This window comes from Paracoccus sp. (in: a-proteobacteria) (assembly GCF_046289755.1).
In the GTDB taxonomy this organism is placed as follows: Bacteria; Pseudomonadota; Alphaproteobacteria; order Rhodobacterales; family Rhodobacteraceae; genus Paracoccus.
This window is the reverse complement of the sequence record NZ_JBKBVD010000058.1, coordinates 1-18,477: the sequence shown is the minus strand read 5'-3', so window position 1 is coordinate 18,477 and position 18,477 is coordinate 1. Positions and strand designations below refer to the sequence as shown.

The window sequence follows — 18,477 nt, the reverse complement described above, 5'->3', positions numbered from 1 at the left end:
TGAAGCAGGCGGCGGACCATGGCCTGGTCTATGGGGCCACGTTTGTCACCAAGATCGGGGCCAAGCGTTCGTTCCTGTCGCTGGCGCGGCCCGACCGCGAACTGACGGACGAAGAGATGACGCTGCTGATGTCCAAGGTCGAATCCTGGGCGCATATGTTTACCCGCGCCCGCGTGGCCCTGTCCGAGACCGAGCTTGAGGCCCTGAAGCTGATGCACAAGGGCCTGAGGCAGAGCGAGGCGGCGGAACTGCTGGACATCAGCGTGTCGGGGCTGAAGGCGCGGCTGGACAGCGCCCAGAAAAAGCTGGGCGTGCGCAACACCACCAGCGCGGTCAGTCAGGCCGTGCGGATGAACCTGATCTGAAGCGGCTGGCCCCCAGGGCTGGCCTGTGAGGCTGGCCCCCAGCGCAGGGGCCAGCCGGGTCAGTCCAGTGGGACCGTCCGGAAATCCAGATCCGCGCCGATGTAAAACGCCGGATAGGCGGGCTGGTTATAGGTGGTCTGCTGGCTGGCCACGCCCATCCGGTATTGCGGATCATCGCGCAGCGTATACAGCAGCCGGTCGGTCGGCTCGGTCGCGGTATAGATGCGCAGTTCGGTGCTGTCGGTGCTGCGCAGCAGGATTTCCTCGCGCCAGTCGCCCAGAATATCGGCCACCAGCGCCGGGTTGCCCTTGGTGCCGTTACTGGTGCGCGTGCCCTCGAACCGGACCAGCACATTGCCGGCGCCATCGGTCAGGGCCGCGTCCTCGTCGCCCGCGCCGGTCACGATCTGGCGGGTCATGTCGGGCGCCCACCATGCCGATTGATTGGTGCCCGGCAGGGCGCCCTCGACCGGGGCGCCGCGCACGTCGCGCAGCATCGCATCGGCATCGGTATCCGCACCGGGGCGCGAGGCCCAGAGCTGCAGGCCCGGCAGATCGGGCCGGATGTCACCGATCATGCCGCGCCCGGTATCGACGCCGGTATATTCGCCCCACAGCACCTCACCCGTGGCCGCATCGCGCAGGACATGGCCGTAGGGGGCGTTGGGGCCGTTCTCGTGGACGGTATAGATCTCAAGTCCGGGGCGGTCGGGGTCGATATCGGCGACATGCATGGCGTCGCCATGTCCCAGAGGCACCCGGGCGCCGGGATTGGCCGAGCCTTCGGGCAGGGTGGCGAAGGTGGAATAAAGCAGCGTGCCGTCATTGTCGATCGTGGCGCCGCCATAGACGATCTCCTGCGCGCCGTCGCCGTCGACATCGGCCGGGGACATATAGTGAAAGCCCTGATTGGCAAGCGTGCCCATCAGCGGATCGCTGCCCGGCAGGCCATGGGGGGCGGCGTCAAAGGGGTTGTCCATCGGCACATGGCCGCTGTCGGCAAACCAGCGCAGCGCCAGCGCGGTGCCGTCCCAGTCATAGGCCGCCAGCGTCGAGCGGGTGTAATAGCCGCGCGCGAATATCCCCGAGGCGGTCTGGTCCGGCCCGTCCAGATAGGCGGGCACGGCCAGAAAGCGGTCGACGCGGTTGGCGGGCTCGATCCGCGACATGGCGTAATCGCCCCACATCAGCCCGTCATCGCCGCGCCCCGGCGTATAGGCGACGGTGTCCAGTTCCGCCCCGGTGGCGCCGTCAAAGACGCTGAGATATTCCGGGCCGCTGACGACAAAGCCCTCGAATTCGTCCAGCCGGTTGCGGTCGGACCGGGCGGGCGCGTGATCCGCGATGAACCAGTCGGCCAGCGCCACCGCATCGGCGCGCGACAGCGGGCTGTCAAAGGCGGGCTCGCGGCCCAGAGCCAGTTCGGCAGTGGCAGGCCAGCGGCCCGAGGTGACCTCGGGGTGGTCGGTCCAGTCCTCGAACATGGTCGCCAGATGGTCGCGGTAATCCTGCGCCGACAGGCGGTAGTCATCGTCATCGGTGACGCCTGCGGCAGCGTCTTCGGGCAGGATCGGGACAAAGGCGCCGGTGCCGTCGCGGCTGCCCGGCGCGGTTTTCAGCATCACCTCGGCCCGGCCATTGCCGTCGAAATCGGCCACGACGAACTGGGTGTAATGCGCCCCCGCCCGGATGTTCGGCCCCAGATCCATCCGCCACAACCGGGTGCCGTCCAGCTTGTAGGCATCCAGATAGGCGTGCCCCGTATAGCCGCGCTGCGACACGTCGCGCGAATTGCTGGGGTCCCATTTCAGCACGATGTCCAGCACCCCGTCGCCGTCCAGATCCCCGACCGAGACATCGTTGGCGGCATAGCTATAGGCCTCGCCCGAGGGGGTCACGCCGTCATGCGGCGGATCAAGCGGGATCGACAGATGCATCGCCCCCCAGGGCGCGACTTCGGCGGTTGTTTCATCGCCGACGCGGATCGCATAGCGGCTGTCGGCGGTGCCGTCGGGGTCGACGAAATTGGTGCTGTCGGCGATCTCGGCGATGGGGTCGCCGTCGCGCAGAACGGTAAAGGTGGGGCCGGTCAGGCGGTCCGGCAGCGCGCCGGTGACATCGGCCCGCAACAGCTGCCAGCCCAGATAGACGCCCTGTTCGACGGGCACGGCGATCAGCCCGCGATCGCCGCTTTGCGCCATGGCAGGCGTGGCAAGCGCCGTCAGTGCTACAGTTGCCAAAAGCTTGGTCCGGTTCATTCGTGGGTTCCTCCCCCCTGAGTGATGCGCCTGCGGCGCGGTGGTATCAGTCCATGTCCGGCATGCCCGTCCCACAGACGCAGCGCAGGCACACCAGCCCTCCCATCCCGGCCCGAACATCAAAGTTCAGATATTCGGAACAGCATTCCATTTATGATGAAACGACCACAAACTTCATTTTGAGGCAACCCTTCTTGCGTAATTATCGGCTTCAGAAGATTCTGGCGCACATGCTGCTGACCGGCGGATGCCTGTTCCATATTTTTCGGGATCATACCCTCGCCGGGACCTGCTCAGTGCTGAAACGGGCTGCGGGTCGGGCAGACAACCTCTGGATGAAACGGCGCGATTGTCATCAAACAGTCACCGATGGCGGCTAAGGCAACTCAGCGCAGCCGGGGTTCAAGATCATTGTATATTGAAAAGAAACAGATCCTTGAGGGCGCGGATGCCATTGCGACGCATGCGCTGTCGCTGGCCTATGGCAAGACTGAAATCCTGCGCGGGATAGATGTTGCCCTGCCGCGCGGCCAGACGCTGGCGCTGCTGGGCCCCTCGGGCTGTGGCAAGACCACGCTGCTGCGGCTGGTGGCCGGGCTGCTGGCGCCGACCACCGGCCAGATCACCATCGACGGGCAGGTCGTGGCCGGGCCGGACCGCTTTCTGCCGCCCGAAAAGCGCGGGCTGGGCATGGTGTTTCAGGATTACGCCCTGTGGCCGCATCTGACGGTCGCGGGCAATGTGGCCTTTCCGCTGGAAATGGCGGGCGTGGGCCGCGCCGCGCGCGAGACGCGGGTGGCCGCCGCGCTTGACCGGGTCGGGCTGGCGGCGATGGCCGCGCGCAGCCCCTCGGCCCTGTCGGGCGGGCAGCAGCAGCGCGTGGCGATTGCCCGCGCCATTGTGGCCGAGCCGCGCATCGTGCTGTTCGACGAGCCGCTGTCCAATCTCGACCGCGAGCTGCGCGAGACGATGGTGGCGGAACTGGGCGCGCTGATCCGGGGGCTGGGGCTGACGGCGATCTATGTCACGCATGACCAGTCCGAGGCGCTGACGCTGGCCGATCAGGTCGCGGTGATGGAGGCCGGGCAGATCGCGCAGCTGGCCGCGCCCGACGATCTGGTCGAACATCCGGCCAGTCCGAAAGTGGCCGAATTCCTCAGGCTGGGCGCGATGCTGCCCCTGACCCGCGACGGGCAGGGCTGGAACTTTGCGGGTCACCCCCTCGGGCCGCTTGGCGGGCCGGATGCCGCAACCGCCGAGGTTCTGGCGACCCCGCGCGCGCTGCGGCTGGCGCAACCCGGCACGGCGCCCCTGACGGGCGAGGTCGTGGCGGCGATGTTCCGCGACACCGCCTATGCCGTGACCGTGCGTCTGGCGGGCGCGCCGCAGACCGTCCAGATCACAAGCGATACCCGCATGCGCATCGGTGAGCGCGTCGGGCTGGAGATCATCTCCGACCGTCTGCGCTGGTTTGCGGCGCGGACCACCCCCCTTTCCGAACGAGGTTAACCCATGCTGCACACCACCCTGCGCGCCACTGTCGCGGCGTCTGCCCTGCTGGGCGCCGGCGCTGCCCTGGCCGATGTCACCGTCTATACCGCGGGCCCCGCCGCGCTGATCGAGCAACTGGCCGCGGGCTTTACCGCCGAAACCGGCGTGCGCGTCGAGTTCTTTCAGGCCACCACCGGGCAGGTCATGGCCCGGATCGAGGCCGAGGCCGCCAATCCGGCGGTCGATGTGCTGATTTCGGCCTCGTGGGATACGGCCACCGATTTCACCGAACGGGGCTGGCTGGTGCCCTATACCAGCCCGAACGCCGCCATGGTGCCCGATTTCCTGAAGACCGAGACGGCGGTGGCGCAGGGCGTCTCGGCGCTGGCGATTGCGTGGAACCCCACCTCCGGCACGCCCAAGCCCGAAGACTGGAGCGATCTGGCCAAGCCCGAATACAAGGATCTGGTCAACCTGCCCGACCCGGCCAAATCCGGCTCGGCCTTTGAACTGGTCGCGGCCCTGTCGGGGACCGAGGGGATGGGCCTGTTCGAAGAACTTGCCGCCAATGGCGCCGTCATCGCCGGGGCCAATGCCGAAGCGCTGAACCCGGTGCTGCAAGGCGCCAAGGCCGCCGTGTTCGGCGCGGTCGATTACATCTCGTTCAACGGCAAGGCCAAGGGCGAGTCGATCGAGGTGATCTTTCCCGAAAGCGGCACCGTGATTGCGCCGCGCCCGGTGATGATCATGGAATGGTCGCAAAATCAGGATGAGGCCAAGATGTTCGTCGATTACATCCTGTCGGATGCCGGTCAGGCCCTCGTGGCGGCGCAAAACCTGATGCCCGCGCGCAGCGATGTGGCCGCAGACCGTCCGCTGATCGCCGATCTGAACATCCTGCCGGTCGATGCCGAAGCGGTCTATGGCATGCGCGCCCAGACGCTGGACGCCTTCGCCGGCGCCTTCGCGCAGTAAGGACAGATCATGGCACAGGCAGGCGACCGGATCAGCCCCGCCGTTCTGATTGCGGCGGCGGGCCTTGGTCTGGTCGTGGCCGTGCCGTTCCTGTTCATCGTGCTTCAGGCGGTCTTTCCCGAACTGGGGCGCGGCTCGCTTGCCGCGCCCTTTTCGGCGCTTGGCGGTGCGCTTGGCGATCCCAAACTGATCGGCATGACCGCCAACACGCTGCTGCTGGGCGTGCTGGTCGTGGTGCTGTCGGCACTGATTGCGCTGCCTCTGGCGGTGGCCCGCGCGTTGTTCCGGGTGCCGGGCGCGGTGGTCTGGGACGTGCTGTTCCTGATCCCCTTCATGGTGCCGCCCTATATCGCCGTGCTGGGCTGGATCATGACGCTGCAACCGCGCGGCTATCTGGAACAGTTGCTGGGCTTTGATCTGGCGGCGTTCCTGTTCTCGGTCCCCGGCATCGTCTTTGTAATGACGCTGAACTGCTTTCCGGTGGTCTATTTCGCCGTCTCGCGCACGGTCGAGACGGTCGGCTCGCGCTATGCCGATGTCGGGCGGGTCTTTGGCGCCAACCCGGCGCGCGCCTTCTGGCGCATCACGCTGCCGCTGTCGACGCCGGGGCTGGCGGCCAGCCTGCTGCTGGTCTTTGCCATGGCGATCGAGGAATACGGCACCCCCGCCGCCCTTGGCGGGCGTGCCGGGTTCGATGTGCTGGTAACCGCCATCGACCTGCGCGTGTCGGACTGGCCCATCGACCTGCCGGGGGCGGCGATCCTGTCGCTGGTGCTGGTGGTGCTGTCCTTCGGCGCCTTTGTGCTGCAACGCTGGATCCTGACCCGCCGGTCCTATGTCGCCACGACCGGCAAGCCGCAGGACAGCACGAAACGAGAGCTGGGTGTCTGGAAACTGCCGGTGCTGGCGCTGTTTGCGCTTGTGGCCTTTGTCGCGACCGGCCTGCCGATCCTGGCGATTCTGGTCAGCGCGCTGTCCAAAACGATCTCGGGGGGGCTGGCATGGTCGAACCTCGGGTTTGCGAATTTCACCGCCATTCTGGGCGATACGACCGGGGCACTGCGGGCGCTGACGACCAGCCTGTCGCTTGGCGTGGCGGCGGCGCTGGTGACCGGCGTGCTGGGCGCCCTGTCGGCCTATGCCGTGGTCAAATCAAAGGTGCGCGGGCGCGGTGTGCTGGACGTGCTGACGATCCTGCCCAATGCCCTGCCGGGGATTGTCGTGGCGGTCGGGCTGATCCTCGCCTGGAACCAGCCATGGCTGCCCGTCACCCCCTATAACACGGCGCTGGTCCTGTTGCTGGCCTATTGCTGCATCCTGCTGCCGCAGCCGGTGCGCTATGCCACGGCGGCCTTCCACCAGATCGGCGACAACCTAGAGGCGGCGGCGCGGGTGTCCGGCGCCTCGTCCCTCGTCGCGTTCCGCCGCATCCTCTTGCCGCTGATCATGCCCAGCCTGCTGGCCGCGATGCTGCTGGTCTTTGCGGTGGCCACGCGCGAACTGGTCGCCTCGGTCGTGGTGGCGCCGGTGGGCGTGTCCACCATCTCGACCTATATCTGGCGCCAGTTCGAACAGGGATCAGTGGGGCTTGGCATGGCCATGGCGCTGGTCACCATCCTGATCACCACCGCGCTGCCGCTGGTCCTGCTGGGGCTGATGGGCCGCAGGGGCAGCCTGCTATAGCGCTTTATCTGCGGCAAAGCCCGGCATGGTCGGGCAAAGCGGCTCGACATCCCGGTTCATCGTGCATAAAAATCTGTCATATCGGCCGGAATGTTCCGGCAGATATGGCAGACCGGAAAGCAAGAAACGTTGAACAACTCCGCCGGTGACTTTCTCATTCTGACAGGTGATCTGACCGACGACGACCTCGGAGCGCGGATCGGGGGGCTGGATCTGGGTCAGGCGACTGCCGTGTCCACGGCCAGCTTCGCAGTGCTGGACACGTTCGATCAGGCGGTCCGCAGTGGCGGTCAGATGCTGATCGAGACGGACCGCAGCCTGATGCTGTATGATGGCGACGCGACCCTTTTGCAGGATGCCCGCCGCCGTGGCGCGTTTGTGGCCGACCTTGCGCCGGGGCCGGTCAAGGATGCGCTGCTGCACCTGTCGCCCCTGCGCGCATTGCTGAGCCTTGGCACCGGGACGGTCAGCCACCGGCAACTGGTGCTGACCGATGATGAGGGCAAGACGCAGGCGCGGGCCGATCTGGCAACCCTGCACCCCGCGGGCGGGGGCGCAGCCGTGACCCTTGCAACGCTGCGGGGGTTGCGCGGATATGACAGCGCGCTGGAGGCGCTGCGGTCCCATCTGGTGGCCTTTGCGGCGCCGGACGGGGCCGGTATCGCGGATCTGCCGGATCTGATGTTCCCCGGCAATTCGCCCTATGCCTCGAAACCGAAGGTGGCGATCACGCCCGATTGCACAGCGTTTGACGCCGCCAATGCGATCATCGCTGCCAATCTGGCGGTTGCCCGCCGCAATGAGGCCGGGATCAACGCCGATCACGACACGGAATTCCTGCACGACTATCGTGTGGCGTTGCGTCGGATCAGGTCGGTCGTCAGCCTGTTCAAAGAGGTCTATTCCGAACCGCAGACCGCCGCGCTGAAGGCGGCCTTTTCCGACATGATGGCGCCGACGGGGCGGCTGCGGGATCTGGACGTCTACCTGCTGGAACGCGACCACTACTACGCCATGCTGCCCGAGGGCCTGCATGACGGACTGTCCCTGATGTTCGCGATGATGAAAAAAGAGCGTCAGCGCGAGCACCGCAAGATGGCGCGCCGTATGAACAGCGCCGCATATCTGGCCGCGATTGCCGAACTGGAGGCGATGTTCGGACCCGACGGCGATCTGGGCCGGGGGCCCAAGGCAGACCAGCAGGCGCTTGGTTATGCCTGCAAGCTGATCTGGAAACGCTATCGCAAAGTCTGCGCCGTGGCCGCCACCATCGGCGATGATACTGCCGACGAACATGTCCATGAACTGCGGATCATCTGCAAGAAACTGCGGTATCTGCTGGAATTCTTCGCCCCGCTTCTGCCGGCAAAAAGCCTTGGGCCCATTCTGAAACCGCTGAAGAAACTTCAGGACAATCTGGGTCTGTTCAATGACTATTCGGTGCAGCAGCAGGCGCTTGGGGATTTTATGCCCGGCCCGGCCTCGAAAACCGGCGCGCAGGATCTGGTGCTGGCGCAAAGCATCGGCGCGCTGATTGCCGTGCTGCACGCACGACAAAAGGACGAGCGCGCCAAGGTCATGTCCAACCTGTCGCATTTCGACAGCCCGGACATGCAGGAAAAATTCCGCGACCTGTTTCACAGCAAGGGGGGCTGAGATGAAAATCATTGCGTGTTACAGCAACAAGGGAGGGGTCGGCAAAACCGCCGCTTCGGTCAATCTGGCCTATGCCTTTGCCAAAGCGGGACAACGCGTCCTTTTGTGCGATCTGGACCCGCAGGGCGCCTCGGGGTTCTATTTCCGGGTAAAGCCCTCGAAAAAGCTGGAGAACGAGGCGTTTTTCGAGGATGTCGAGCGGTTCACCAAGGCGATCCGGGGCAGCGATTACGACAATCTTGATATCCTGCCCGCCAATATGACCTTTCGCGATTTCGACGTGTTCCTGTCGCGGATGAAAAACAGCCGGTCCCGCCTGAAAAAGTCGCTGAAATCGGTGGGCAGCGATTACGATGTGATCGTTCTGGATTGCCCGCCCAATATCTCGATGCTGTCGGAAACGGTGTTCGACGCCGCAGACATGATTGTGGTGCCGGTCATTCCGACGACATTGTCCGAGCGGACGTTTGAACAGCTGATCGAATTTCTCGAAGATCAGACGGACACGAAGAAATCGAAAAAGCGCAATGTGGTCGGGTTTTTCTCGATGGTGCAGGGGCAGAAGGCGCTGCACAAAGAGACGATGGCCCGGATGCGCGAGGTCTATCCCCAGCGGTTTCTGCAGGCAGCCGTGCCGTTTTCCACCGATGTCGAGCGCATGGGCGTCCACCGTGCCCCGGTTCTGGCCTTCGCCCCCGCGCGCCCGGCATCCCGCGCCTATCAGGACGTCTTTCAAGAGCTGCAGGCGCTGACGTGAAAGGGAAAACGAGATGAGCACCGACCAGGAAATCGAGCGCAAGTTTCTTGTCTCCGTCATGCCTGACCTTTCGCGGGCACACAAATCCCTGCTGCGGCAAGGCTATGTGACCGCACCCGACGACTCGGTCGAGCTGCGGCTGCGGCAATCCGATGAAAGCTATGTCCTGTCGGTGAAGACCGGCGAGGGCGTGGTCCGCACGGAACGCGAGATCACGCTGGAGCCGCAGCAATTTGAAGAGCTGTGGCCGGAAACGCAGGGCCGGCGGATCGAGAAGACCCGCTGGACCGGTCACCTGTCCGACAGGTTGCGCTATGAGCTGGACATCTATGCCGGCGATCTGGCGCCGCTGCTGACGGTCGAGGTCGAGTTTGCGACGCTGCAGGACGCGGCCGCCTTTGTGGCGCCGGACTGGTTCGGCCGTGATGTCAGCGACGACAAGCGGTTCCGCAACAAGTCGCTGGCGCTTTCGGGCGCAGGCGTGGTGCGCGAGCTGTTCGGCTAGCTGGCCCGCCGGTCCAGCCGCCACGCCCGGTGGGACGGCTCAGTCCCGGATCACGCGCAGCGCATCCCTCAGCGTCAGGCGGCGCTGCAGGCAGAACCGGGCAAGGCGCAGCGGTCCGGCCTGCCGGGGGATGCCCGCGTCGATATTGGCGATTCCGCGATAGGCCATGCGCAGGTCGGGAAAGGCTTCGGGCAGGTGGTTGCCCAGCACATAGGCGGTCATGATCCGCTCGGACAGAAAGCCCAGATAGCGCCGCTGATAGCCGCTTGGGCGCTGCGGGCTGTCGGCCAGGCGGATGCTGGTCTCGTGCAGGATGTCGAACATCATCCGGCTGTAGTGATCCAGAACCCGCCGGGACATGATGAACATATTGCCCATGATGAACCGGCGCCCGTGCAGGATGCGGTCGATATCGGGCAGAAAGCCGGGATGCCGCTCGGCGATGACATCGCGCATGGTGGTAAAGTCGCCGATGCGGTGATGGCGCCGGTACTGGCGCAGGATGGGCCGCAGCAGACGCGCCGGGCGCGGCACGATCAGGTCCATGCCCGCCGCCTCGGTCGAGGCGAAATACTGCGCCACGTCACGGGCATAGGACCGGGGATCGAAGTCAAGCACATAGCGTTCGGGATGCCCGCGCGGGTTCAGCCGCCCCGACAGGTCGAACAACCGGCGATAATGCATCAGCCCCACGGGCCCTGTGCCGGTGTCGTTCTTCCACGCCCAGTAATGGGCCGTCAGCTCGCAATATTCGGGATTCAGCGCCGAGATATTGTCGCCCGTCTCGTCCCCCTGCGCGCCGGGCAGCGTGAACCCTGCCATCGCCCGGCCAACCTGAACGGGGCAAAGATGCGCTCCGGTCAGAACGGGGCGCCGGTCGTGATAGGCGATATAGATCCGGGGTTCGGCGGGCATGTCCACGTTTTCGGGCGCGCGCCTCATGCCCGGTGTTGTAGCGGTTTGCCGCATTCGCGTAGGTATCTGCAAAAGGAGCGCGCCCCGTAAAATTTTGCGGAGCGTTAGCAAACGCGCGCGGGGAAGGACAGATCAATGTCGAAGGAAACGCAGAGGGTGGTGCTGTTCGTGGGCGGCAGCCTCATGCCCTTTTGCCGCTTTCGCCGGGCGTTGATCGAGAGGCTGGTCCGCCAGCACGGCTGTCAGGTGATCTGCGCCTATTGGGGCGACCGCGAGAACGGCATCTTTGCCCGCTTTCAGATGCCGGGGGTCCGTTGGGTCGATCTGGGCGGCGATCACGCAACGCCGCCGGGGCCGGGCGATCTGGCGCCGATGCGGCGGCTGTTCCGGCTGATCCGGCAGACGCGCCCCGGGATTGTGTGCTGTTTCAACGCAAAGCCGATTGTGCTGGCCCCGGTGATCGTGCGTCTCGCGCTGCGGCTGACCGGGCGGCGGCCGCGCATCGTGGCGCTGATGGAGGGGCTGGGCACTGCGCTGTCCTTTCTTCTGCACCCGGAGGGCGGCGCGAAACGGCGGGTATTCCGGCGGCTGACCCGGACCGTCGACCGGTGGGTGCTGCTCAATCCCCGCGATCTGGCGCTGATCCAGAAGGTGCATCCCGACCGGACGGATGCGCTGATGCTGCCGGGCATCGGCACCGATACCGCGCTGTTTCACCCCGCCTCCGACCCGCTGGCCCATCGGCGGCTGATCTTTGTCGGGCGGCTGGTGCCGGAAAAGGGCATCGGGCTGTTTCTGGATCTTGCGCTTCATCTGAAACGTCAGGGCAGGGACTGGCGGCTGGCCATTGCGGGCATCCCCTCGGCGCATGGCGGGATCACGGCGGATGACGTGCGGGGCTGGACCGCCGGGGGTCTGATCGAGACATGCGGCCCGGTCAGCGATATGGCCGCATTCTATCGCAATGCCTCGGTGCTGGTCTTTCCGTCCGAATATCACGAGGGCCTGCCCGCCGCTTTGATGGAGGCACAGGCCAGCGGTCTGCCCTGCCTTGTTCTGGACCGGCCCGCAATCCGGGGCGCCATCATCGACGGCGAGACGGGTTTTCTGCTGCCCGGCAACGATCCGGCGCAGTGGTCCGACGCGCTGGACCGGCTGAGCGACCCGGCCACCTTCGCGGCCTTTTCACGCGCGGCCCGGCGCCATGCCTGCGCCGTCTATGATCAGGACCGCACGAACGCACGCCTGGCCGCCGCCCTGCTGGAGGGCGAGGGGCCGCATCCCACAGCGCATTCCGATGCCTGATGCCCGCAGCACCAGGCCGTTCCTGCGCGGAAGGGCCCGGGCGCCCTTGCTGCTGCGCCCGGCCTTGATACAACATCCTCATCTCTGACAAGGGCAGGACCCCGATGACGCATCAAGACATTCTGGCCCGGATTGCCGACAGCGAAGAGCGGCTGACTTTCCCTCATTTCGACGAGAACGTGGCCTGGTCGATCGGGCAGGCGCTGGTGGACAAGGCGCGCGACGGCGCCTTGCCCGTTGTCATCAACATCCGGACCCCGGATGCGACCCTGTTCCACGCCGCCCTGCCGGGATCTGCCCCCGAGAATGACGAATGGGCGCGGCGCAAGTCGAATGTGACACTGCGCTGCCACCGCTCATCCTATGCCGTCGGGCTGAAATACAAGCAAAAGGGCGTGGAAACCGTCGGCGCCGATCAGGGACTGCCTGCCGCTGATTTCGCCGCTCATGGTGGCAGCGTCCCGGTGCGTCTGCGCAACGGGCGCGTCATCGCGGCTGTGACCGTATCGGGCCTGCCACAGGCGGATGATCACGCCATGGCCGTCGAGGCCATCGAGCATGTTCTGCGCGGGCTGGGCGCCGTCTGAGCCCGCCCGGTTGCCGGAACAAACCGCCTTTCTGCCGGTTGCACCACCCCAAGGCAGCAGGAGAAAGCGGCAATGACCCCCGGCACCGATGACAGGCCCGACCCCGAATCCCCGCAACCACAGCGCCGGAACGGGCAGGGCGAACACCACGGCACGACCCATTCGCCCGACGAATTCGACCAGATGAACCCCGCAAAAATCGAACCGGGCAGCCCGCCGGACACGGCCGGCGACGCGGACCGTCGCGGCTGAAAGCGTGGTAAAGATTTGATACCAATCAGGGGGATATCTGCTATGTTGTCGCCGGATGAGGACCGGAAACGACGCAGGAGCTGACCCATGGAGCGACGGCGACGCATTCGCCCCCTGCTGTCGTCGCTGACACAGATCCAGACGCAAGACCAGCTGGGGCTGGACCGCACGGGCGACCGCACGCCCGAGATGTGGTTCATCGGCCCGCGCGCCGAGAATGGCGATCTGTTCATGCGGCTGGTCGACCGGGCACTGGCGGCGCACATGGCGTTTCGCCGCGATTACATGCCGGGCGATCCCCCGACCCATCGCGATGACGGGTCCGGCCGCCTTGCCGCCTCCGAGCAGTTCCTGACCGACCGGCTGGACGAGATGCTGGGCTATCTGCGCGGCTCGGTGCCGCTGGCCAGCCATCGCAACCTGTCGCATATGTACTGGGATCAGACGATGCCCGCGCTGTTGGGCTATATCGCCGCGCTGCCCTATAACCAGAACAATGTCGCGGCCGAGGCCAGCCCCGCCACCACCCTGTTCGAGATCGAGGTGGGCCGCGACCTGTGCCGGATGCTGGGCTATCCCCAGCCCTCTGCCGCCCAGCAGTCCGAAGGCGCGGTCACGCCCTGGGGGCATATCACCTGCGACGGATCGGTGGCGAATGCCGAAAGCCTGTGGGCGGCGCGCAACCTCAAGTATTTCGCGCCCGCGATGGCCGCAGCCCTCAGGGCCGAGCCTGATCTGGCGCCCGCCCGCGCGGTCTCGGTGCAACTGCCGGGCGGCGGGCGCGCCCGGCTTCTGGACCTGACGCCCTGGCAGGTGATGAACCTGCCGCTGGACGAGGTGATCGGCCTGGCGCCGCGCGTGTCGGCGGTGTCGGGCATCCCGCCGCAGGTGATCGAGGCGGCGCTGGCGCGTCATTCGGTGCAGTCCGTCGGGCTGGTCGCATTTCACCGGCGGCACCTGCCCGACATGGACCCGCCTGTCCTGCTGGCCCCGGCGACGGCGCATTATTCATGGCCCAAGGGCATGTCGCTGATCGGGCTGGGGCGCGAGGCGCTGCGCATGATCCGGGTCGATCTGTCGGGGCGGATGGATATGGTCGCGCTGCGTGCGGTGCTGGATACCTGTCTGGATGCGCAGCAGCCGGTCATGCAGGTGACGGCGGTGCTGGGGTCGACCGAAGAAAGCGCCGTCGATCCGCTGGCGGATATTCTGGCCATCCGCGACGAATACCGCGCCATGGGGATGGAGTTCAGCGTCCATGCGGATGGCGCCTGGGGCGGGTATTTCGCCTCGATGCTGCGCGCGCCGCATGGGCATCATGGCGCCGGACATGTCCCCGAACCGGCGGATGACGCGCGGCGTGCGCTGCTTCTGGGCGACGGCAAGGACAGCCCCGGCCTGATGCTCAGCCCCTATGTGCGGCAGCAGATGCGCGCGCTGCCGGGCGCGGACACGATCACGGTCGATCCGCACAAATCCGGCTTTGCCCCCTATCCGGCGGGCGCGCTGTGCTATCGCAACGGCGCGATGCGGGACATGGTGTCGTTCACGGCGCCGGTCGTGTTTCACGGCGGCGTCGATCCGACCGTGGGCGTCTACGGGATCGAGGGGTCGAAACCCGGCGCGGCGGCGGCCTCTGTCTATCTGTCGCATCGGGTCATCCGCACCGACCGGTCGGGCTATGGCGATCTGCTGGCGCGCTGCCTGTTCAACGCCAAGCGCTTTTTCGCGATGCTGGTCTGTCTTGAGGGGCCGGATTTTACCCTCACCCCGTTCCAGCGCCTGCCCGCCGAGGCCACCCCCGGTGCCACCGCCAGCGACATCGCCGCGCAGAAGCACCGCATCCGCAACGACATCCTGCCGCTGGCCGATGCCGATCTGGTCGACGCGCTGCGCGAGGATGCCGACCTTTATGCGCTGTTCCGCGACATGGGGCCGGACCTGACCATCGCGGCCTATGCGTTCAACTTTGTGCAGGCCGGCGGGCCGAACCGTGACCCGGTGCTGATGAACGAGATGAACGACCTGATCTATCGCCGCCTCAGCCTGCAGTCCTTCAATGGCGGGACCGTGCCGGTCACACCGATGTTCATCACCTCGTCCGAGTTTGACCCGCAGACATACGGGCAGGGATTTGTCGATGATTTCGCCGCGCGCGCGGGCGTGCAGCCGCAGGCCGGGCTGGCGATGAGCTTTCTGATTTCCACCACCCAGAACCCGTGGCTCAGCGAGGCCGGGGGCGGGGATGTGCTGAAAACGCTGCGCGACGTGCTGTCGGATACCGCCAGCAGCGCGGCCCAGGCTGTGATGGCACGCCACGGGATCGCCCCGGCATGATGGACAGGGCCGGGCAACACACCAAAGAGGGGCCATGATGGCGGATGAGACGATGAAGGAACACAGGGGGCATTGCGGAAGCGATGATGGCCATGAGGGGATGGACCATGACCTGATGATGCGCCCGCGCATCCGCAACCATCCCCATCAGCACGCGATGACGCTGGTCGGGCACAAGACCGTCTTTGCCGTCCACATGACGCAGTTCTACATGGAAGAGCATAAGTACCAGCTGATCTTCGAGGTCCGCTTTCCCCCCGCCATTGCCGCTGCGCTGGACGGTCACCGCCGCCGCCATCCCCGCGACTGGTTCGTGCTGTCGAATGATGCGGCGGACCCGTTCACCATCCCCGATCTGGCCTCGGGGCGCCGGACCTCGTATCGCGCGCAGATCTTTCAGGGCCTGCCGCCCTTCAGTCACAAGGCCGAGGAAGACCCGCATTTCTATCCATGGAGCGCCGACCGCGTGCGCCCGCTGCTGACGGATTTCTCGGTCGAACTGGGCCGGATCGTGATGTTCCGCCCCTTTGTCCATCACCACGCCCCGCCCGACTTTGCCACCTATCTGCTGTGGGGCCGGGGCAATGAGGCGCATATGACCAACCTGCAATCGGCCTATCAGCACTCGGGCCGGTTCGAGGGGCTGTCCTTTGGGCCCGATTATGACCATGTGCTGAGCCTGCGGCAGCGCCCGCCGGATCTGGACGATGCCCAGTTCGAGGCGGGGATGGCGCTGTCCGCGCCCGGTATCCGCCTGCGTCACAAGGAGGGCGGCGGGCAAACTGTCCCCGGCACCAACCCGATTCCGCCCGATCAGCCGTTGCAGCTGCTGTATCGCGGCATCCAGCCCGCATTGACCGTCATGCCGGGCGAGACGTATCTCTATGGCACCGCTGTGATCAGCAGCCCTGATGCATTGCGCCCCGATCAGGTCTGCCTTGAGGTCAGCCCGACCCCGGCGGCGATGGTGCTCAACACTGAAACCTGAGTTTGGCGGCGTTCGGAAAGCAGAGGTCAGATCATGTCGACATTGACAAGACAGGACGGCAACGAGGAATTGTGGCACACGGTTTTTGCCAAGGGACATCCGGTGCTGGTGGGAAAACAGCGACGTTATCAGCGGTTGCCCGGCAACCCGCGCTGCAAGCTGTGCGAGGCGCCCTTTGGCGGCATCGGCGGCTGGCTGATGCGCAGGCGCGGATTGACCGCATCCGAGCGCAACCCGCAATACTGCACCGCCTGCGACGGGTTTCTGGATGCGTTCCCCGGCGGGGCCGAGGTGCCGATGTCGATGATGATGGTCGACATCCGCGGCTCGGTCGAATTGTCGGGCCGGCTTTCGGCCCGCGACTACGCCAATATGGTCATCGCGATGCGCGACGAGGTGGCGCAGGTTCTGGACCGGACCGACGGCTTTTTGCTGGAGTTTCAGGGCGACTCGGTCTTTGCGGTCTGGCCGCCGGGATTTGTCGGCGAGGCCCATGCCGAAAAGGCGTTGCGGGCCGCAGGTCTGGCCCGCCAGATGATCGCCACGCGCGGCGAGGGCAAGGGCGCGCCGATCGGGGTCGCGGTCCATACCGGCGAGATCTTTATCGGCACGGTGTCGGGGGCCGGGGGGCGCCTTGAGGGGATCAGCGCCTTCGGGCTGGAGGTCAATGTGATGGCCCGTCTGGCCGCCGCTGCCGCGCCGGGCGAGGTGCTGGTCAGCGCCGCGACCTATGCCGCAGCAGGCGCACCGATGCCGGAAGGCGCGCGCCGGACCGAAACGCTGAAGGGCGTCGAGGCGCCGGTCGAGGTGGCGGTGTTGTGAGCGGCTGCCGGATGGTCGCGCAGGATCGCGGGCCAGCGGTCGCCCGGGATCTGTCGCGCGGCGAGGATTGCCGCAATGTCGGACAGGATCGGCGAATCCCCGGTGCGGTCCGCGACCTCGACCGGCCGCAGCGTTCCGGCATCGACGCCGATGTCGTCCAGAAGATGCGGCGACAGTTCGGCCAGCCGCTCGAGATCGGCCTGGGCCGTGACAGGTGCGGGGCGCAACCGGGACCGCACCGCCGTGATCAGGCTGGCAAGAAACGCGGGCATTGCCGGGCTGTCGGTGTCAGCCATCGGGCGGGTTGTGGGCGTGCTGGTCATCATCTGGGTCGCTCCTCCTCGGGGGACGGGGTCTCGTCGCCGGGATCAGGATCGCCGGATGGCCTGCCGCTGTCTGTTCCTTGCGGAACACCCAGAGACATCCGGCGGCGGCGCGGTGCACAAACCCGTGCAGGCGGCACGCGGGCATGACCGGCCCCGGCGCAACCGATGCATCCGGGCCCGAGGCCGCGCATGCCCCCGCGTTGCGTGCCTGCCGTCTGTTCTGCGATCTGGGCGCGGACAGTCTGGCCGATCTGGCGGCGGGCCTGCACATGGCGCACTGGCCTGCCGGGACGCTGATCTTTTCGCGCGGGGATGCGGGCGATCATCTGCTGGCGGTCACGGGCGGTCGGATCAGGCTGTCGCTGTCCAATGCCGAGGGCCGCGAGATCGTGCTGACGACCCTCGGACCCGGCGAGATTCTGGGCGAAATGGCGCTTCTGGACGGTCATCCGCGTTCGGCGGACGCCACTGCCATGCAAGAGACCCGCTGCCTGATCCTGCCGCGCGCCCGGTTCGAGGCTGTGGCCCGGCGCAGGCCAGAGGTCGGGCTGGCCATGGCGCGGCATCTGGCGCGACATCTGCGCCGGACGAATTTTCAGATGGAGTCCATCGCGCTCTATGATCTGCAGGCGCGGCTGGTGCGCTTTCTGCTTTATGCGGTGGTGCAGGCGCCGGGTGAGGGGCGCGAGCGGCGCCTTGACCTCGGCCTCAGCCAGTCCGAGATTGCGGCGATCCTCGGCGCCTCGCGGCCGAAGATCAGTCTGGCCTTTCAGGCGCTGGCCGCAACCGGGGCCGTCCGGCGCGAGGGCACGACGCTGATCTGCAATGTCGAGCGGCTGTCGGGCATGGCCGATGGCGACATCCCCCCGGCCTGAGCCGGACCGGACCCCGCCAGATCAAAACGGACGACCACCCCAAAGCGGGGCAGCCGTCCAACAAGGCAACTGGTGACACTTGCGATAGACGCAAAAACAGCAGGCGGGTGGGGTGGTCCGTACGGGCCACCCTGTCGCCTGCCTGCGACAATTAGCCCGGAATACGCAGCGCCCGATGTTCCGCAGGGAACAACCTATGCAAGAAAGCGGCACGTTACTGCGGCGGATAGCGTGTGGCCGGCGACATCAGCCCCGGCGCGCGGCGACCTCGTCCAGCAGCCTGCCCCAGCCCTGCGCAAACGCGGCGACATCATAGGCGCGCGCCCGGCCCGGCCCGCTGTCGGCCAGCGCCTCGCGGCGATCGGGATCACCCAGCAGCT

At 66.4% G+C, this 18,477-nt stretch carries 17 protein-coding genes; 14 read left to right on the top strand and 3 right to left on the bottom strand.

All coding sequences use genetic code 11. From position 1 onward, the window contains the following. Positions 1–365, top strand: a 365-nt coding sequence (locus ACK41U_RS16730) for a LuxR C-terminal-related transcriptional regulator (RefSeq protein WP_409682568.1), incomplete at its 5' end; no start/stop codon positions are given. A 59-nt stretch (positions 366–424) separates the two neighbouring features. On the opposite strand, the gene ACK41U_RS16725 is transcribed toward ACK41U_RS16730, so the two are convergent. Beyond that, positions 425–2,623, bottom strand: a complete 2,199-nt coding sequence (locus tag ACK41U_RS16725; protein WP_409682565.1) for a rhamnogalacturonan lyase — start codon at positions 2,621–2,623, stop codon at positions 425–427. Positions 2,624–3,034: 411 nt separating this feature from the next. Here ACK41U_RS16725 and ACK41U_RS16720 point away from each other — a divergent pair, with 411 nt between their 5' ends. From ACK41U_RS16720 to ACK41U_RS16695, 6 genes are all read left to right on the top strand, one after another. Next, positions 3,035–4,132, top strand: coding sequence for an ABC transporter ATP-binding protein (locus tag ACK41U_RS16720; protein WP_409682563.1), 1,098 nt, complete (start codon positions 3,035–3,037; stop codon positions 4,130–4,132). Positions 4,133–4,135: 3 nt separating this feature from the next. Further along, positions 4,136–5,089, top strand: coding sequence for an ABC transporter substrate-binding protein (locus ACK41U_RS16715; RefSeq protein ID WP_409682560.1), 954 nt, complete (start codon positions 4,136–4,138; stop codon positions 5,087–5,089). A gap of 9 nt (positions 5,090–5,098) precedes the next feature. After that, the gene (locus tag ACK41U_RS16710; RefSeq protein ID WP_409682557.1) at positions 5,099–6,772 is read left to right on the top strand and encodes an ABC transporter permease; all 1,674 of its coding nucleotides are present in this window, start codon (positions 5,099–5,101) and stop codon (positions 6,770–6,772) included. 129 nt (positions 6,773–6,901) lie between these two features. Further along, positions 6,902–8,428, top strand: coding sequence for a CHAD domain-containing protein (locus ACK41U_RS16705; protein ID WP_409682554.1), 1,527 nt, complete (start codon positions 6,902–6,904; stop codon positions 8,426–8,428). A 1-nt stretch (position 8,429) separates the two neighbouring features. Next, positions 8,430–9,185, top strand: a complete 756-nt coding sequence (locus tag ACK41U_RS16700; protein WP_409682552.1) for a ParA family protein — start codon at positions 8,430–8,432, stop codon at positions 9,183–9,185. 13 nt (positions 9,186–9,198) lie between these two features. After that, the gene (locus ACK41U_RS16695; RefSeq protein WP_409682549.1) at positions 9,199–9,690 is read left to right on the top strand and encodes a CYTH domain-containing protein; all 492 of its coding nucleotides are present in this window, start codon (positions 9,199–9,201) and stop codon (positions 9,688–9,690) included. A 39-nt stretch (positions 9,691–9,729) separates the two neighbouring features. Here the strand turns inward: ACK41U_RS16695 and ACK41U_RS16690 are convergent, their stop codons facing one another. Beyond that, a complete protein-coding gene (locus ACK41U_RS16690) occupies positions 9,730–10,632 on the bottom strand; it encodes a DUF4422 domain-containing protein (RefSeq protein ID WP_409682546.1) in 903 nt (300 codons plus the stop codon). A gap of 108 nt (positions 10,633–10,740) precedes the next feature. On the opposite strand from ACK41U_RS16690, the gene ACK41U_RS16685 reads away from it, so the two are divergent. The 6 genes from ACK41U_RS16685 (at position 10,741) to ACK41U_RS16660 (ending at position 16,896) form a co-directional block, all read left to right on the top strand. Next, positions 10,741–11,910, top strand: coding sequence for a glycosyltransferase (locus ACK41U_RS16685; RefSeq protein ID WP_409682543.1), 1,170 nt, complete (start codon positions 10,741–10,743; stop codon positions 11,908–11,910). Positions 11,911–12,014: 104 nt separating this feature from the next. After that, positions 12,015–12,497 (top strand): heme-degrading domain-containing protein, encoded by a 483-nt coding sequence (locus ACK41U_RS16680; RefSeq protein WP_409682540.1) that lies wholly within the window; start codon positions 12,015–12,017, stop codon positions 12,495–12,497. Between the two features lie 72 nt (positions 12,498–12,569). Beyond that, complete coding sequence (locus ACK41U_RS16675) at positions 12,570–12,749, top strand: hypothetical protein (protein ID WP_409682537.1); 180 nt, start codon at positions 12,570–12,572, stop codon at positions 12,747–12,749. A gap of 87 nt (positions 12,750–12,836) precedes the next feature. Beyond that, positions 12,837–15,086 (top strand): pyridoxal phosphate-dependent decarboxylase family protein, encoded by a 2,250-nt coding sequence (locus ACK41U_RS16670; protein WP_409682534.1) that lies wholly within the window; start codon positions 12,837–12,839, stop codon positions 15,084–15,086. A 34-nt stretch (positions 15,087–15,120) separates the two neighbouring features. Beyond that, positions 15,121–16,074, top strand: coding sequence for a hypothetical protein (locus ACK41U_RS16665; protein WP_409682531.1), 954 nt, complete (start codon positions 15,121–15,123; stop codon positions 16,072–16,074). Between the two features lie 33 nt (positions 16,075–16,107). Then, entirely contained in the window at positions 16,108–16,896 is a 789-nt protein-coding gene (locus ACK41U_RS16660) for an adenylate/guanylate cyclase domain-containing protein (protein ID WP_409682528.1), read from the top strand. On the opposite strand, the gene ACK41U_RS16655 is transcribed toward ACK41U_RS16660, so the two are convergent. After that, positions 16,803–17,222 (bottom strand): hypothetical protein, encoded by a 420-nt coding sequence (locus tag ACK41U_RS16655; RefSeq protein ID WP_409682525.1) that lies wholly within the window; start codon positions 17,220–17,222, stop codon positions 16,803–16,805. The two genes, ACK41U_RS16660 and ACK41U_RS16655, sit on opposite strands and share 94 nt — an antisense overlap. Positions 17,223–17,365: 143 nt before the next feature. Here ACK41U_RS16655 and ACK41U_RS16650 point away from each other — a divergent pair, with 143 nt between their 5' ends. Beyond that, positions 17,366–18,097, top strand: coding sequence for a Crp/Fnr family transcriptional regulator (locus tag ACK41U_RS16650; protein WP_409682523.1), 732 nt, complete (start codon positions 17,366–17,368; stop codon positions 18,095–18,097). The last annotated feature ends 380 nt before the right edge of the window (positions 18,098–18,477 follow it).

Bases quoted from the DNA above. Each gene is read 5' to 3' on its own strand.
- ACK41U_RS16660 (WP_409682528.1), top strand. From the start codon at position 16,108: ATGTCGACATTGACAAGACAGGACGGCAACGAGGAATTGTGGCACACG.
- ACK41U_RS16695 (WP_409682549.1), top strand. From the start codon at position 9,199: ATGAGCACCGACCAGGAAATCGAGCGCAAGTTTCTTGTCTCCGTCATG.
- ACK41U_RS16670 (WP_409682534.1), top strand. From the start codon at position 12,837: ATGGAGCGACGGCGACGCATTCGCCCCCTGCTGTCGTCGCTGACACAG.
- ACK41U_RS16710 (WP_409682557.1), top strand. From the start codon at position 5,099: ATGGCACAGGCAGGCGACCGGATCAGCCCCGCCGTTCTGATTGCGGCG.
- ACK41U_RS16675 (WP_409682537.1), top strand. From the start codon at position 12,570: ATGACCCCCGGCACCGATGACAGGCCCGACCCCGAATCCCCGCAACCA.
- ACK41U_RS16690 (WP_409682546.1), bottom strand. From the start codon at position 10,632: ATGAGGCGCGCGCCCGAAAACGTGGACATGCCCGCCGAACCCCGGATC.
- ACK41U_RS16715 (WP_409682560.1), top strand. From the start codon at position 4,136: ATGCTGCACACCACCCTGCGCGCCACTGTCGCGGCGTCTGCCCTGCTG.
- ACK41U_RS16665 (WP_409682531.1), top strand. From the start codon at position 15,121: ATGATGGCGGATGAGACGATGAAGGAACACAGGGGGCATTGCGGAAGC.
- ACK41U_RS16680 (WP_409682540.1), top strand. From the start codon at position 12,015: ATGACGCATCAAGACATTCTGGCCCGGATTGCCGACAGCGAAGAGCGG.
- ACK41U_RS16655 (WP_409682525.1), bottom strand. From the start codon at position 17,222: ATGATGACCAGCACGCCCACAACCCGCCCGATGGCTGACACCGACAGC.
- ACK41U_RS16685 (WP_409682543.1), top strand. From the start codon at position 10,741: ATGTCGAAGGAAACGCAGAGGGTGGTGCTGTTCGTGGGCGGCAGCCTC.
- ACK41U_RS16725 (WP_409682565.1), bottom strand. From the start codon at position 2,623: ATGAACCGGACCAAGCTTTTGGCAACTGTAGCACTGACGGCGCTTGCC.
- ACK41U_RS16650 (WP_409682523.1), top strand. From the start codon at position 17,366: ATGACCGGCCCCGGCGCAACCGATGCATCCGGGCCCGAGGCCGCGCAT.
- ACK41U_RS16700 (WP_409682552.1), top strand. From the start codon at position 8,430: ATGAAAATCATTGCGTGTTACAGCAACAAGGGAGGGGTCGGCAAAACC.